The sequence below is a fragment of the Streptomyces sp. NPDC048671 genome, assembly GCF_055587045.1.
Window position 1 is genome coordinate 21228 of sequence record NZ_JBVJHB010000011.1, and the last position, 14551, is coordinate 35778.

Genomic DNA, 14551 nt, shown 5'->3' on the forward strand with positions numbered 1-14551 from the left:
CCCGGCCCTGCTCCGCCCTGGCCGGCGCCGGCCAGCTCAGCCACGGCCAGCTCTTACAGCTCCGCCAACGAGAGGACCCCGCTCACGCCACGTGCTGGTTGCTGGGGTACAGCGGTTACCGAGGATGTCCCGGCTACGCCTTGCGTGCGACGGCGCACCACATGGGAAGGGTGTCGTCCGGGGCGTCTGACGGTCCCGGACGCCAGCGAGTCAGCGTGACCACTCCCGGTTCCAGGATCTCCAGGCCGTCGCAGAAGCGGTGCACCTCCGAGCGGGTACGGGGAGTGGCCGAGGCGTGATTGGCGGCGCGCTCGTTGTAGATCCGCATGGATTCGGCGACCTCGGGAGCCGTGACGTCGGCGGCCGGATGCGACAGGGCGAGGTAACTGCCCGGGGCGAGGCGGTCCAGCAGCCGGCGGGTGATGTCCCAGGGGTCCTCGGCGTCCTTGATGTACTGAAGGACCGCGATGAGCATGAGGCCGACCGGCTGGTTCAGATCCAGGTTCCGGTGGGCCGCGTCGAGGATCGCGTCCACGTCCCGTACATCGGCCTGCACATAGGCGGTCTGCCCCCCGGGGCCGCTGAACAGGAGCGCCCGCGCGTGCGAGAGCACGATGGGGTCGTTGTCGAAGTAGACAACACGTGATTCGGGGGCGGCCTGTTGCGCCACCTCGTGGGTGTTCGCCGCGGCGGGAATCCCCGTACCGATGTCGAGGAACTGACGGACCCCGACCCCCGTGAGGTGTCGTACGGCTCGGCCGAGGAAGGCGCGGTTGGCCCGGACCGACGGCACGATGGCCGGGTTCGCCCGAGCGGCGAGCTCCGCCGCCTCCTGATCCACCGGATAGTGGTCCTTCCCGCCCAGCCAGACGTTGTACACGCGGGCTGGATGCGCGTTCGCGGGATGGGGTGCGGACAGCGTGTTCTCGCTCATCGTCTTGTCTCCTCGTGCGGCCGCCACAGCCAGCTCGAACTCAAGTCCGGACACGGTACCTCCGTGATCCGGCACTCGTTGCCCGTCAGCCCGGATCGTCTGGTACGCAGAGGGTTTCGTCTGGTATGCAGAGGGTTTCGCACCGGTTCACGGACCGGTGCCCCCGGGCGGTCAAGGGCCTTGCTCCGGTGAGACGTTGCGCGAGTGGCCCGTCGATCCGGCGCACGGCGAAGGCCAGGTCACCGCGGCGCGTATCCCCGCAGGAAGGCCCGTACGCCCGACTCGACAATCGCGCGTTCCGCCTCCTCCGGGAGCGGCAACGCCCCGTCGAAACTCACCTCGTTGATCTCGGTCACCGTGAGCAGCAGCAAATGGCGGGCCGCCCGCGCCGGGTCGTCCGTCGCGAGCAGGCCGTCGGCGGCCAGCGCCGCGAACCGCCCGGCCAGCGCGTCGGACGCCCGTTGCGGCCCGCTCTGCCGCCAGGCCGTGAGGAACTCCCGCGGGACATGGGCGCTTTCGGCCCGCAGCTGGCGCATGACCGCGAAATGGTCGGCGAATCGGTTCGACGCGGCGATCCAGGCTTCCACGAACTCGACGAGGTCCTGCTCGAGGTCGGCCGCCGTCACTCTGTGCAGCCGCCGGTCGATCGCGTCGAGATGTGCCTCGACGACCGGTTCCGACCCCTCGACCACCACGGCCCTGAAGAGCTGGACCTTGCCACCGGGGAAATGGTTGTAGATCGTGCGGGTGGAGACCACGGCCTGCTTGGCGATCGAGTCGATGCTCGTGCGCGTGTAGCCGTCACGCCCGAAGACCTTGCGTGCGCCCTGCACGATGGCCGACCGCTTCTCCGCCATGCCCTGCCTCATGGGGTGGCTTGCCTCTCTGCCGCTGCTGCCCTGGTCAAGCGTATTCGCTGAGGATAAAGTACAACGGTCATTGCATTGACTACTACGCTGGTTGTACCGTGCTTGCGATCGCGAAGCGCGCGAGCATCGGGGCGAGGGCCCGGCGGACATCCGTCACCGCTGTGAATGACCTCAACTCTGTTCTGTAAAAAGGCTGTGCACTCGTATCAGCCGAGGAAGGAACAACGTGCCCACCAAGACGCTGCAAATTCCCACCGCGGACGGCCAGGCCGACGCCTTTGCCGCCTTCCCCGACCGTGACGGCCGGCACCCTGGGGTGCTGCTGTACCCGGACGCCTTCGGCGTACGGCCCGTGGTGGAGGAGATGGCCCGTGAACTGGCCGGGCACGGGTACTACGTGCTCGTCCCCAACGTCTTCTACCGCCATGGCCCGGCACCGGTGATCGAACTTCCCGAGCACATCGGAGCGGAGACCCGGCCCGCGGTCTTCGCCCAGGTGATGCCCTTGATCGAGGCGCACACGAGCGAACGTGCCCTGCGCGACGCCGACGCCTACCTCAGGTTCCTCACCGCCCAGCCCGAGGTCGGCGCCGGACCGGTCGCCGTGATCGGCTACTGCATGGGCGGCGCCCTGGCGATGCGCACCGCAGCGGCACACCCCGATCAGGTGGCCGCCGTCGCCGGGTTCCACCCCAGCCCCCTGGTCACCGACGCACCCGACAGCCCGCACCGCGGCTTCCCCGAGGTCACCGCCCAAGTGCACCTCGGCCTCGCCGAAGGCGACATGTCCCCCGAGACCCTCAGCGAGCTCAACCAGGCCCTGGACGCCGCGGGTATCAGCCACACCTGCGAGATCTACCCCGGCACCGTCCACGGCTTCACCATGTCCGACACCGCGGCCTTCAACCCCTCCGCACTGCGGCACCACTGGGACCGCCTGCTCCCTCTCCTCGACCGCGCCCTGACCAACAGCTGAGGCTCCGGCCCGGAACCCCGGCCCGGAATCCGGCTCCGCAGGCCTGATGGACGCACCCCGCCGGCCGTGCCGCCACCTTGCCGGACTGCCCTACCAGCGGACGGTCCGACCCCGGTAGTCCAGGAACTGCAGTCCGCCCCTGCCAGCCTGGGCCTCAATCGTGTCGGCCACGCCGGGAATGCTCTGGCCGGTCGTCAGACGCGCGGCGGGGCCGCGCAGGTCGGTCTTCACCCAGCCGGGCGCCATGAGCAGCAGTGTGCGCGGATCGTCGACGTGTCGTGCGGCGAAGCTGCGCATCAACTGGTTCAACGCGGATTTGCTCGGCTGTAAACCTTGACGCACGGCGGTGCGCGGCCGGCCATGCGATGGCGTCGACCGTCAGGAACTGCTCGCCGGCCACGTTCGCCGGAGTGACCCCGGAGAACGCCATGACCTCACGGTGCAGATGGGACTGGTCGAAGTAGCCGCCGTCCGCGGCGACTCGGGCCGCGCCTTCACCTGAGACCAGTTGGTGGGCGGCACGGTCGAAGCGGACCAGGTTCGCCGCACGCTTGGGCGGCATACCGGTCTGCGCGTGGAACCGGGGCCACAGGCGCTTGCGGCTCCATCCCAGTTCGGCCGCCAGTTGACCGATCCGGACGCGGCCACGGCCGGCAACGATCCGGTTCCAGGCCCAGGCCACCTCCGGGTCCACCGGCGGCCGCGCGTCACGTCGGCGGGCGAGCAGCGCTGCCGTCAACGCGAAGCGTTCCTCCCAGGAGGAGTTCTCGCTCAGTTGCTCGCGAATCCGTGACGCCTCGCGGCCCCACAGGTCGTCGAGGGCCACCGACGTACCGTCCAGGTCGGCCGGGCAGACGTCCAGGACCGCGCGGGCGATCACCGGGGAGAGGCGTACCTGCACGCACTCGATGTTCTCGCCCCACGCACGAGCCTCGTAGCCGAACCCGAATCCGGGCCCGGCTACGAGGCTTCCCCGATGCCGCCGCCCAGCGCCGTCGTCCACGACGGACGGGCTCGTCCCGAACTCCAGGAGCAGCATCACGGCCGGGTGCGGGACCACCCGCAGCCCGGTGGCGGGCGCGCGAGGAATTCGGAACCCGGCCATGTCGACACCGGGCAACCGGCCGGGCCGCTGCTGACGCGCGATGTCCCACGCGGCGGGATCGCCGTATTCACCCACAGTGGACCGCATCATCAAATGGTACGAGGGCGGGTGGCTTTGTTCACGAGTAGCGGTTCTGGCTCAGCTTCTGTGGTCGGTGCCGGTGAACTACTGGGTTTGGCCTACCTGTTCGATCGCACCGTCCAGGCTGCGGGAAGTTGGCGTGTCCGGATGCCGTCCGTGAACCTACGTCATTCAGTCCGTGCGGTCGTCCTCGGCCGAGCAGCTCGCTGCGGAGAACATCAGCGGTCTGAGAGGGCGGGATGTGAGCCTTTGCCCGGTTCGCCGTTGAGTTTGGATGAGGCGCAGTGACCAGTGGTTCGGGGCGTGGTCGATACCGGGTGCCGGGCGATGGGTCTCAGCGGGCGGGAGCCGGCTCGGACGACGGCCGCCACTCCCGCCTGAGCAGCCCGTAGACCCGCGAGTCAGAGACCACGCCGTTGACAACGCAGTCTTCCCGCAACGTCCCCTCACGCACGAAGCCGAGCTTCTCCAGCACATGGGCAGAAGCCACGTTGCGCGTATCGGCCTCAGCCTGGACGCGATTCAGGTCCAGCGTGTCGAATGCCCACCGCAGCAAAGCGCGCGCGGCCTCGGTCGCATAACCGTGGCCCCACGCCGCATCGTCGAAGCAGTAGCCCAGCGACGCGCTACGGAAGTCCGGATTCCACCCGTTCAGGGTGCACCAGCCGATGAACGCCCCGTCGGAGACACGATCCACGGCCAGCCGCGCCCCGGTGCCTTCCTTTTCCATCTCTCGGCAACGGGTGATGAACTTCTCGGCGCGCGCGCGTTCGGTCCACGGTGGATCGTCCCAGTAGCGCAACACGTAGGCGTTGCTCTGCAGCGCGAACAGGTCGTTCGCGTCCGCGCCTTCGAAGGCACGCAGTCGAAGGCGAGAGGTCTGCAACGAGGGGGTGGGCAGCGACATACTCATGTTCCGTCCCGTGATCGGTGGCCGATCAATCAGACATCCGATGCCGGTCACTCGCAACGGGTTTCCCCGGCGGGCCGGCAGAACGACGTGAGGGGGCCGGCGGTGGGTTTGCCGGGCGGTTACGGTCGCGGCCTGGCGAACAGTCCCTGCTCGGTCTCATCGAGGATTCCGCGCCCGGTCAGGCGCTTCAGTCTGATGCGGACGTTGTTGATGTTGTTCGGCACGAGGTCCAGGTCCATCGTCTCGCATCTAGGCTGGCGCGGTGACTGATGAGCGGGAGCGGGTGCAGCCGTCGGGAGTGTGGGCCACGGCGGTTGGGGTGGCCAGGGTGCGGGCGCGGGAGACCGAGCGGGAGAACGCACTGTTCCGCGACCCACTGGCACAGGCCTTTGCCACCGCCGGCGGCCGGTGGCCCTCCTCGCCGCCGCTGCCCGACGACGAGGCCGCGCGACGCCGCCGGCTGGCCGTGTCGTTCTCCATCGTCATCAGGACGAAGTTCCTCGACGACCTGTTGCAGGAGGCCTCCGCGTCCGGAGTCCGGCAGGTCGTTCTGCTCGGCGCCGGCATGGACAGCCGGGCCTTCCGGATGGACTGGCCCGAGGACACCCGGATGTTCGAGGTCGACACGGCCGCGCCACTGGACTTCAAGGCTTCCGTGCTGCGCCAGGAGCGGGCCGGCGCACGCTGCGAGCGGATCACCGTCGCGGTGGATCTGCGTGAGGACTGGCCGGGCGCGCTGGCCGCCGCAGGACACGACCCGGCCGTGCCGACCGCGTGGATCGCCGAAGGACTACTGATCTATCTGCCCGGGGATGCGGTGGAGCTACTGCTGGCCCGGATCAGCACTCAGTCGGCGGCAGGCAGTCGGATGGGGCTGACGTTGGGCTCGCGCGGCGTGATCGACCGCTTCGGCGCGGACGCCGCGCCGGGATCGGCGGCGTCCATGTGGATCTCGGAGATGCCCGACGATCCGGTGGGCTGGCTGGCCGGGCACGGCTGGGAGGCCGACAGCCACACCCTGCGCGAGCGCGCCGCCACCTACGGCCGCCCGATCAGCACCCCTGCACAGCGCGATGAACGGCCCGGCGGACTGATCTCGGCGGTCCGCCGGTAGAGCGCCTCACGGCCCCTGGATGATCGATTCCAAGAGGGCCTGATGAGTGGAGCCGGCTTCATCATGCGCGCACTGACCGTCTACGACCACTGAAGTCCGCCCGAAAATCGCCTCGCCGGATGGTGCTGTGGTCGACAGTTGTCGGCGTACACCTTTGGTTGCTCCACGAGGTACAGATGAACGTGCTCAGGGGTGGATGGGTTGGCCAGGAGGGCGGGTGGGATCGTAGTGCGTGCGGGCGAGGGCGTCGTTTGCGCGGTGGACGGTGTCGGGTTGCGGCGGTGCGGGCCAGACGCTGAGAAGGTGCTCTTCCACCGGGGTGTCGCCTTCGTGTCCGTCGCCTTCGTCGCGTCCGCGTGCCTGAACGCGGACGCGGTACCAGCCCGCTCCGGCCGTGGCGAAGTTCCCGGCGTCCTCCTCGACATCTCCGCCCCAGCGGAACAGCCGCAGGTTGCCGCTCGTGCTGCGGATACTCACGTCGACTATGGTCTCCCACTCCTGCTCTGAAAGGAGTGGTTCATCCGCGCGGTGTTGGGTGGTCAGGCGTATACAGCCGGTGTGGGTGCCCGCGAGCACCGTGAGATGCTCCGGGCCCCCGGCCACTAGGCTGTTTCCGTCGAAGATCCGCTCGACCGTGTCGGTGTCGTCGTACTCGCTGAGGAACTCATCACCCTGTAGGTAGTACTGCCCGTAGGAGACAGACATGCGATCTGAAGTCCACGTGGTATAGCGCATCCACCGGATCATGCCCTGCCCCACTGATGGCACTGAAGCAGGCCCGTTCCCGGCTGGCGTCCTTGGACGGCCGTGCACGTTCATCCGTACCTGACTGTGCACATTGCGCTGTACGCCGACATCGGACAGGGCTGGGACACCGCGCCGGATGGGATGAGTGGCCCATCGACATCGAGAAACAACAGGGACCGCTGCACAGGGCCAGTCACGGAAACACGATAGCGACAGATCTCCACCGGAGACCGCCTCGCTGGCCGACAGCCGCCCGCCTGCTGTTATCTCTTATCTCTCGTGAGCATCCACGGTCCCCAAGATCCGCAACTGCTGCTCGTAGCAGCAGACAAACGCTGCTGCTACGGAAGTGCGGCCGGGAACATTTGTCCAAGCCACCGACGCGCACCGGCGACGACAGTGGGCCCATGACTCTCCCTGACGGACAACCTGATGTGAACGCCGACGCCGAGGCCACCGGGGATTCGATCCTGCCCCTGCCCGGTGGCGACATCCACGTGTGCCAGGACGGCCCGCGCGATGCTCCCGCACTCCTGCTGATCCACGGTTCCGCCTCCTCGACCCGCTCGTGGGACCAGCTGGTTCCGCTGCTGACCGAGTCCCACCGCGTCATCCGGATTGATCTGCCCGGACACGGCCGCTCGGCCGAACCGTCCGACCGCGGCTACGAGATCCCCGAGCAGGGACGCACCGTCGGCGCGGCGCTGGAACAGCTCGGCGTCGAGCGCGCCCTCGTCGTCGGCCATTCCAGTGGCGGCTACGCCGCCACCGCCCTCATCGAGCAGCGGCCCGACCTGGTGGCCGCCCTTTCGCTCATCAACACCGGACCCAGCCTCAACGCCTTCATCGCACCGGAGTCCGCCGCGTTCACACCGGAGCAGTGGCCACCGGCCGACGAGCAGATCCGCCGGTTCGCCAGCACGGCTTTCCGCGCCGGCTACCAGATCCCCCAAGAAGTCGTGGACGATCTGCGCGGGATGACCTTCCACGCGGTCGCCGCGTCCATGCAGGCGTCCCGCACGTATCTGGACGAACAGGCGCTCCCGGACCGGCTGGCCGTCCTCGGCAAACCGCTGCAGGTGATCTTCGGCGACCAGGACCGCAGGTGGCGGCCTTCGTCCGCTGCCGGCTACCGGGCCGTTCCGGGCGCGCGAGTCGAGTTGCTGGCCGGTGCCGGCCACACGCCCATCCTGGAGGACCCGTCGCGCACCGCCGCGCTTCTCCTGGCCTTCACCGCGCTCCACTCGGTGCGGGCCGACTGAACGAGACGGACGATCGCCAAGGGCTGTGGCCCGGACGGATCAAGCGGAGTTCGGCATCTGCCGGCTTCTGTGTTCCGGTGAACCGGCGATCCGGGCCAAGTGCCGGTACAGATGCGTCGCGGTCACAGCGACGAAGAGTGCGAACAGGGTGACCGGCAACAGCCCGAGGGGGCGGAGCACATACTCCGGGTGCTGCGAGATCTGCGGCCAGTTGACGTAGTAGTTGGCGGTCATGTCCACGGACATGACCGCGACGGCCACCAGCACGCCCGCCGGTCGGAGCCGTGCGAGCAGAACCGCTGCGAGCGGGTCGAGCAGGACGAGAGCGACGAAGTAGACGCGGATGGGCGCCGGTGCGTACGAGGCGTAGCTGTTGTGGCCGCCGCCCGCCAGGTCCACGAGGTGCACGGTGGTGCCCCAGAGGAAGCAGATGACGTACGCCGTCACAACGAAGCGCATCCCCCGCGGCAGACGACGCGATCGCCGGTCTCCGTCCTGGACGGGTGGATCTGTCGTTTTCCTCTGTTCCATGCCGCCCCCGGTTGACTGGCGGCACTCTACTTCGCGGACAGGACGCCATGGGCATCGCGTGTTGAAGCCGGCTCCATGTCCTGGACCGAGATCCTGGGCACTGTCCGGCTCGGGCCGAAGGGCGGCGCGGCCCCGTCGTGTGCCCTGCGGATCCTGGCCCCGTGGCGGGCGCACCGAGGCGTTCGTGGACGACCGGCCGGTCGTCGGTGCGACCGATACCCATTGTGCACGCGGCAGGATCGGGCTCAATGTGTTCGGAGGCCGTGCCGCCGACCAGGACACCCACGTCACCGCACTTCAGGAGACCTCACCCTCATGCTCGACAGAATCGACCTGCTGGTCATCGGCGAATGCGTCGCCGACATCGTCCGGTTGCCCGATGCCGCCGACCAGGTCCACCCGGGAGGCAGCCCGGCCAACGTCGCGTACGGCCTGGCCAGGCTCGGACACGGCGTGACCCTGCTCACCCAGCTCGGCCAGGACGCCGACGGGCGGCAGATCCGCGACCATCTGACAGGTGCCGGGGTCGAGGTGCGCACGGACGGTGCCACGGCCCCGACCCCGTCCGCCGCCGTCACCCTGGACAGCGCCGGGCGGGCCGCGTACACCTTCGAGATCAGCTGGACGCTCGGCGCGGTGTCCTTGGAGCAGCCGCCCCGGCATGTCCACACCGGGTCGATCGCCGCCGTGATGGAACCGGGTGCGGCCTCGGTCGTCGCCGCCGTCGACTCGCTGCGGACGGCCGCGACCGTCAGCTACGACCCCAATGTGCGGCCGGAGCTGATGGGGGATCATACGGACGCCGTCCGCAAGGTCGAGCGCTGTGTCGCGCTCAGCGATGTGGTCAAGGCCAGTGACGAGGACCTGGAATGGCTCTACCCGGGGCAGGAGCCGGGGCGGGTCGCCGAGCGGTGGCTCGCCATCGGACCGGCCGTCGTCCTGGTCACGCGGGGCGGCGACGGTGCCCTGGCGGTTCTGCCCGACGACCGGGTCACGGTCGGGGCGCCGGCCGTCGACGTCGCCGACACGGTGGGGGCGGGGGACGCCTTCATGTCGGGCACCCTGCACGCGCTCGTGGCGCACGGACTGCTCGGCGCGAACGGCCGGGAACGGCTCCGCTCGATGGACCGGGCCACCGTCGCCGACGTCCTGCGCCAAGCGGCGGCCTCGGCGGCCGTGACCGTCGCCAGGGCCGGCGCCAACCCGCCCGACGCGGCGGAACTCGCCGGGGCGCTCGGCCGGACCGGCGGTTGACACCGCGCGTCGGCGCGGCTGAGGGCGCGTGTCGGCCCACGTGTCGCGCCGGTGCCTCACGCGCTATCCCCAGCACCATTTGGGGTCCCGGCGGGCAGCGGCGATGAGCGGCCGGGTGGGTTTGGGGCGGGGCTGGAGCCGGTTGCGCACGGAAGGCCGTCCGGGGGCGGGCGCGCTGGTGGCGGTGAGGGTGCGGATGTGGTCGGTGAAGCCGGGGGCGGGCAGGGGCAGCTCGAAGTCGCCGATGTGGCCGACGGCCGCGGGAACGTAGTCGAGCACGGCACCGACCATGGCGGGTACCGGGGCCGGATCGGTCTTGAGCGCGCCGAGAATGCGCAGCGCTGTGGGCAGCAGGCTCGCGTCGGTGGTCGTCACCGCGTTGAGCGCCTCGCTGACGATGCCTGGCACGTCGTCAGCGGTGACGTCGGGCACGGCGTCGGTGAAGTCGTCGGTGGAGGGGGGAGCGCTCTGGATCTGCTCGGTCTGTTCGTACCACCAGCGGGCTTCACCGTGCTCGCCGAGCGCGAGGTGGTGGAGGTAGAGGCAGTAGGAGGCCGCGGGGTCGCCGGCGCCGGCCGCGTACTGCCACCAGAAGCGGGCCTTCTCCTCGGATTCGGCGAGCTGGAGGATGCAGCCGAGGACGCGCGCTCCCGGAGGTTCGGGGAGTTGTGGGGTGAGGAAGGTGTCGAGGGCGCTGAGGGCGGTGTTGCGGGTGACGACGGTTTCGCAGAGGGTCTGCAGGTTCTGGGCCGCTTCGTGCTCCGTCGGTTCCTCCGGTACGGGGGCGGATGGTGGCGGTGGGGCGGAGGACGGGCCGGTGGTGCGGAGCCGGGCGAGGAGACGGGTCTCGGCGGCGTTGATGTCGTCCTGGGTGTAAGGGGTGGTGACGAGGCGTGCGCGGGAGAGGAAATCCGTGATGTGGCGTGTCATCGCCGTCCTTCCATGGCGCGGTCGGGTCCCAGGATGTCCCGCAGCCGGCGCGTCGCATGACGGACCGTGGAGCGGACGGTGGCGCTGGTGATGCCGAGGACGTCGGCGACCGCGGGTGCGTTCAGCCCATGGAGGTAGGTCATCACCATGACGTCGAGCTGACGCTCGGTGAGCTGACGCATGGCCCTCATGAGGGCGAGGGACTCGGTGATCTGCCCGTACGGGTCCACGGCGTCGCGCAGGGCGAAGGTGTTGAAGGCCTCGTCGTCGAGCAGCGGGGGCCGGCGCCTGCGCGCACGGCTGTGGTCGTTGACCTTGTTGCGCATGACGGTCCAGGCGTAGCCGGCGGGGTTCTCGACGAGCAGGACTTTGTCCCAGGTGCGCAGCAGCTGCTCGAAGGCGCTGTCGATCGCCTCTTCGGCGTCGTGGCGGTTGTGGAGGAACGTCTCGGCGTAGTGGATGTAGCGCGGGCGGTTCATCTGGTGGAAGGCGGTGAAGGAGAGGTCGGGGGGCTGCTGGGTCATCGGATCGGTGCCCTGACGGGTGCGGCTTCGGTACTCGGTCACCGGCCTTCCGTCCTTTCGTGGGGACGGCGGCTCATCTCGCTCGCCCCGGCCCGGACTCCCGCGGCCGCCAGGTGGCGCAGCAGGGTGAGGGCGTCCTTGCCGAGGACGCGGATCGTGACCGCCAGGATCATCAGGTCACCTACGAGGTGGGTCGTCACAGGCGAGAGCCTCTGTTCGTGCGAAGAGCCGGGCGCTTCTTCGAGCCCGGGAAGTGCGCGGGTAGTGCGCCCCTCACCCTCAACAACACCTCGGAACGAACAAGTGTGCAGGGGCAATTCGGGGAAAGTTACGGAGCGACAGACCTGGTGACGCACAGATGTTCCCTCCTGCTCATCCAGCACCATTAGCCACCCCACGCCACGCGCACGCCAGCACCGTCACCAGCGCACACGCTCCACGAGCGGCACTTTGCATAAATTTGCGCGAATCCAGCAAACATTGACAGTGACTCAAGTCACACACTCGGGATCACCCCGTCGCGGCGGAGCTGTAAACCACGGCTTCTCCACGGCCACAACTCCCGTACGCGAAACATTGGATGTCTTGTGGGGCACAACCATCTCCGTGGGGTCGCCGTCCTACGGGGTGGATGTGAACAGGCGACCGAAGGAAGACTTCATGCTCTGGATACGACGCCCTGACACCCACAATGCGCGACGGACCGGCAGACGGCACGGCGCCCGTGCGGCAGCAGCGCTGGCCGCCGCACTCCTGATCTCGGGCGGTCTGACCGCTGTGTCGCTCACCCCCGGGGTGGCCCACGCGGCCGGGGGCCGCGCGGCGCCGGCGGAGGACTTCAACGGCGACGGCTACGCGGACCTCGTCACGGCAGCCCCTGGCGCGACTGTCTCCGGCAAGGCGCAGGCGGGCTATGTGGCGGTGACGTACGGCTCGGCGAACGGCATTGATCCCGCGCGCAAGACGCTCGTGAACCGCTCGACGAGCGGAGTGCCCGGATCGGCCACCGCGAAGCAGCGGTTCGGGGACACCTTCAGCAAGGGGGACCTCGACGGCGACGGCTACAGCGACCTCGTGATCGGCTCGGCCAAGGGGTCTGCGGGCAGCGTCATCGTGTGGGGTTCGCCCTCGGGACTCACCGGCGGCACCGCCATCGCCGGCTACGGGCTGACCCCGCAGGTGGGCGACTTCGACGGTGACGGAAAGGCCGATCTGGCGCTGCTCGGTGACGCCGAGGCCGAAGGCGATGACTCCGTACCGCAGTCGGCGAACCTGTGGAAGGGCCCCATCTCACGCGCGGGCAAGCCGACCGCCCGGCTCAATTTCCTGGACAAGTCGGAGTGGTGGGGCGACAACGGCTCCGGTGCGGGCTGCGCGGCCGACGACTCGTGCGTGAACGGCCCCCACTCTCTCAGCGGGCCCAACACCGCCACGTCGGTCGGTGACGTCAACGGCGACCACCGCGACGACATCGCCATCTGGGCCTACGAGGGCGACGGAGTCTGGGCCACCCATGTCCTGTACGGCGGCGCCGGCGGATTCACGGAGAGCGGCACGCTCGGGGACATCGGCTCCGAGGGCGACGACAGGGCCACCGACATCGGTGACGTGGACGGCGACGGCTACGGCGACGTGGTGATCGGCAGCGGCGGCGAGATCAGCAAGGTCACCGTCCTGTACGGCTCGGCCTCCGGCCCCTCGTACGACCGGGTGCAGAGCTTCGACCAGTCCCTGCCCGGGTTCTACGGCGCCGAGGAGGAGGGCGACCACGTCGGCTCGTGCGTCTCGGTCGCCGACGTGACCGGGGACGGCCGCGCGGAGATCGCCCTCGGTATCGACGGTGAGGACTTCGGCAGTCTGACCGACGCCGGCTCGTTCGCGCTGCTTCACGGCACCGCTTCCGGTGTCACCGGTGAGGGCAGCCAGGTGATGCACCAGAACACCGCGGGCGTGCCCGGTGTCGCGGAGACGAACGACCAGTTCGGGGCGGCCTGCGCGCTCCTCGACATCAACGGCGACGGCCATCGCGACCTCGCGGTCTCCTCGACCGCGGAGAACGCCTCGGCCGGAGCGGTGTGGACCCTCAACGGCACCGCCGACGGCCTGACCACGAAGCTCGCGACGGCCTTCGGTCCGGGTGATGTCGGGGGCCCGGTGACCAAGGCGCTGTTCGGCAGCTTCCTGCGCTGACGGCACCGCGTTGCTTGCGGCGTTGGGGGGGGGGGGGGGGGGGGGCGCCCCCCCCCCCCCCCCCCCCCCCCCCCCCCGCGGGCCCCCCGGGGGGGGGGAACCCCGCCCGGGGGGGGGGGGGCGGCGGGGGCGGGGGGGGGGGCGGCGGGGGGGGGGGGGGGGGGGGGTGGTTGGGGGGGGGGGGGGGGGGGGGGGGGCGCCCCCCCCCCCCCCCCCCCACGCCGGACACCGGAAGCCGTCGGGACCCCTGGAGCCGGCTACGACGACGGTCGGTTCGGTTCCGGAGAGACACCCCTGCCAGGGCGGAGCGCTCGCCCGCCGAGTGTTGCGCGGCGCACGGTGGTGCCGGCTGCGGATCGCGGATGATGGACTCGTGCCATGAAGACACTGCCGCCCCGCGTCCTCAAGGCGCTGGAACAATTCCACGCCGCCCGTCCGTGGGACCACAACGCCCACTATCACCGCTGGATCATGCGGCAACTCCCGAGGCGCTTCGACACGGCTCTCGACATCGGATCGGGCAGCGGGGACCTGGCCCGGTTGGTAGGCACACGTGCCACGTCCGTACAGGGCCTGGACGCCGACCCCACGATCGTTGCCCGAGCACGGGAACTCACCGCGCCGGCCGCGCCCGTCACGTTCACCGTCGCAGACGCGCTGACCGGCATACCGCCCGGTTCCTACGACGTGATCACGTGTGTCGCCGCCATCCACCATCTGCCGTTCCCCGAAGCTCTCGCGCTGTTCCGCCGGCACCTGGCACCGGGCGGGACTCTGGTCGTCGTAGGACTCGCCCGAGCACAGTCGCCCGGCGATCGCCTGCTCGGCACAGCCGCCATCCCGCTGAATATCGTGATGGCCTGGGCCAAGAACCGGGGGCGCACGTCAGCACGGCCGGAATCAATGACCGCTCCCACCCGGCCGGCGACGATGAGTTTCGCCGACATCGTTCGTGACGCCCGGAACGTGCTGCCCGGTGCGCGGCTCCGCCGACGGGTCTTCTGGCGATACACATTGGTCTGGCACCAGAACTGACGCGTGCCCCGATCGGCGGGCTCGACGGCGAGGCCGGGGAACAGGTCCGGCGCCGTACGCACGCCACGGGGCCTCTCGGCAGGTGA

The 14551-nt window shown here is 69.7% G+C and carries 14 protein-coding genes and 1 pseudogene; 6 read left to right on the forward strand and 9 right to left on the reverse strand.

The window, feature by feature from the left end; translation table 11 throughout:
- Positions 1-133 precede the first annotated feature (133 nt).
- Positions 134-934, reverse strand: coding sequence for an SAM-dependent methyltransferase (locus tag ACZ6S6_RS22835; RefSeq protein ID WP_469706902.1), 801 nt, complete (start codon positions 932-934; stop codon positions 134-136).
- Positions 935-1173: 239 nt separating this feature from the next.
- On the reverse strand, positions 1174-1791 hold the full coding sequence (locus ACZ6S6_RS22840) for a TetR/AcrR family transcriptional regulator (protein ID WP_469706767.1): 618 nt from the start codon (positions 1789-1791) through the stop codon (positions 1174-1176).
- A gap of 238 nt (positions 1792-2029) precedes the next feature.
- On the opposite strand from ACZ6S6_RS22840, the gene ACZ6S6_RS22845 reads away from it, so the two are divergent.
- Positions 2030-2779 (forward strand): dienelactone hydrolase family protein, encoded by a 750-nt coding sequence (locus ACZ6S6_RS22845; protein WP_469706768.1) that lies wholly within the window; start codon positions 2030-2032, stop codon positions 2777-2779.
- A 355-nt stretch (positions 2780-3134) separates the two neighbouring features.
- Here the strand turns inward: ACZ6S6_RS22845 and ACZ6S6_RS22850 are convergent.
- Both ACZ6S6_RS22850 and ACZ6S6_RS22855 read right to left on the reverse strand, forming a co-directional pair.
- Positions 3135-3884: pseudogene (locus ACZ6S6_RS22850) on the reverse strand (helix-turn-helix domain-containing protein); the annotation flags it as partial.
- Positions 3885-4299: 415 nt separating this feature from the next.
- A complete protein-coding gene (locus ACZ6S6_RS22855) occupies positions 4300-4872 on the reverse strand; it encodes a GNAT family N-acetyltransferase (RefSeq protein WP_469706769.1) in 573 nt (190 codons plus the stop codon).
- Positions 4873-5140: 268 nt separating this feature from the next.
- Here ACZ6S6_RS22855 and ACZ6S6_RS22860 point away from each other — a divergent pair, with 268 nt between their 5' ends.
- Complete coding sequence (locus ACZ6S6_RS22860; RefSeq protein ID WP_469706770.1) at positions 5141-5992, forward strand: class I SAM-dependent methyltransferase; 852 nt, start codon at positions 5141-5143, stop codon at positions 5990-5992.
- A 186-nt stretch (positions 5993-6178) separates the two neighbouring features.
- Here the strand turns inward: ACZ6S6_RS22860 and ACZ6S6_RS22865 are convergent, their stop codons facing one another.
- Positions 6179-6727: a hypothetical protein gene (locus ACZ6S6_RS22865; protein ID WP_469706771.1), complete on the reverse strand. Its 549-nt coding sequence runs from the start codon at positions 6725-6727 to the stop codon at positions 6179-6181.
- Between the two features lie 419 nt (positions 6728-7146).
- On the opposite strand from ACZ6S6_RS22865, the gene ACZ6S6_RS22870 reads away from it, so the two are divergent.
- Positions 7147-8001, forward strand: a complete 855-nt coding sequence (locus tag ACZ6S6_RS22870; RefSeq protein WP_469706772.1) for an alpha/beta fold hydrolase — start codon at positions 7147-7149, stop codon at positions 7999-8001.
- 39 nt (positions 8002-8040) lie between these two features.
- Here the strand turns inward: ACZ6S6_RS22870 and ACZ6S6_RS22875 are convergent, their stop codons facing one another.
- Positions 8041-8460 (reverse strand): hypothetical protein, encoded by a 420-nt coding sequence (locus tag ACZ6S6_RS22875; protein ID WP_362966208.1) that lies wholly within the window; start codon positions 8458-8460, stop codon positions 8041-8043.
- Between the two features lie 387 nt (positions 8461-8847).
- Here ACZ6S6_RS22875 and ACZ6S6_RS22880 point away from each other — a divergent pair, with 387 nt between their 5' ends.
- On the forward strand, positions 8848-9786 hold the full coding sequence (locus ACZ6S6_RS22880) for a carbohydrate kinase family protein (RefSeq protein WP_469706773.1): 939 nt from the start codon (positions 8848-8850) through the stop codon (positions 9784-9786).
- A 63-nt stretch (positions 9787-9849) separates the two neighbouring features.
- Here ACZ6S6_RS22880 and ACZ6S6_RS22885 read toward each other — a convergent pair whose 3' ends face one another.
- Genes ACZ6S6_RS22885 through ACZ6S6_RS22895 form a run of 3 tightly spaced genes read right to left on the reverse strand, consistent with a single transcriptional unit; the run spans position 9850 to position 11440 of the window.
- A complete protein-coding gene (locus ACZ6S6_RS22885) occupies positions 9850-10716 on the reverse strand; it encodes a hypothetical protein (RefSeq protein WP_362966212.1) in 867 nt (288 codons plus the stop codon).
- Entirely contained in the window at positions 10713-11282 is a 570-nt protein-coding gene (locus ACZ6S6_RS22890; protein WP_362966214.1) for a sigma-70 family RNA polymerase sigma factor, read from the reverse strand. Before ACZ6S6_RS22890 ends, ACZ6S6_RS22885 begins: the two co-directional genes overlap by 4 nt.
- Positions 11279-11440, reverse strand: coding sequence for a hypothetical protein (locus tag ACZ6S6_RS22895; RefSeq protein WP_362966216.1), 162 nt, complete (start codon positions 11438-11440; stop codon positions 11279-11281). The genes ACZ6S6_RS22890 and ACZ6S6_RS22895 overlap by 4 nt, the downstream gene beginning before the upstream one ends.
- Positions 11441-11900: 460 nt before the next feature.
- Between ACZ6S6_RS22895 and ACZ6S6_RS22900 the strand changes: the two genes are divergently transcribed.
- The gene (locus ACZ6S6_RS22900) at positions 11901-13430 is read left to right on the forward strand and encodes an FG-GAP-like repeat-containing protein (RefSeq protein ID WP_469706774.1); all 1530 of its coding nucleotides are present in this window, start codon (positions 11901-11903) and stop codon (positions 13428-13430) included.
- 378 nt (positions 13431-13808) lie between these two features.
- Complete coding sequence (locus ACZ6S6_RS22905) at positions 13809-14465, forward strand: class I SAM-dependent methyltransferase (RefSeq protein WP_362959170.1); 657 nt, start codon at positions 13809-13811, stop codon at positions 14463-14465.
- The last annotated feature ends 86 nt before the right edge of the window (positions 14466-14551 follow it).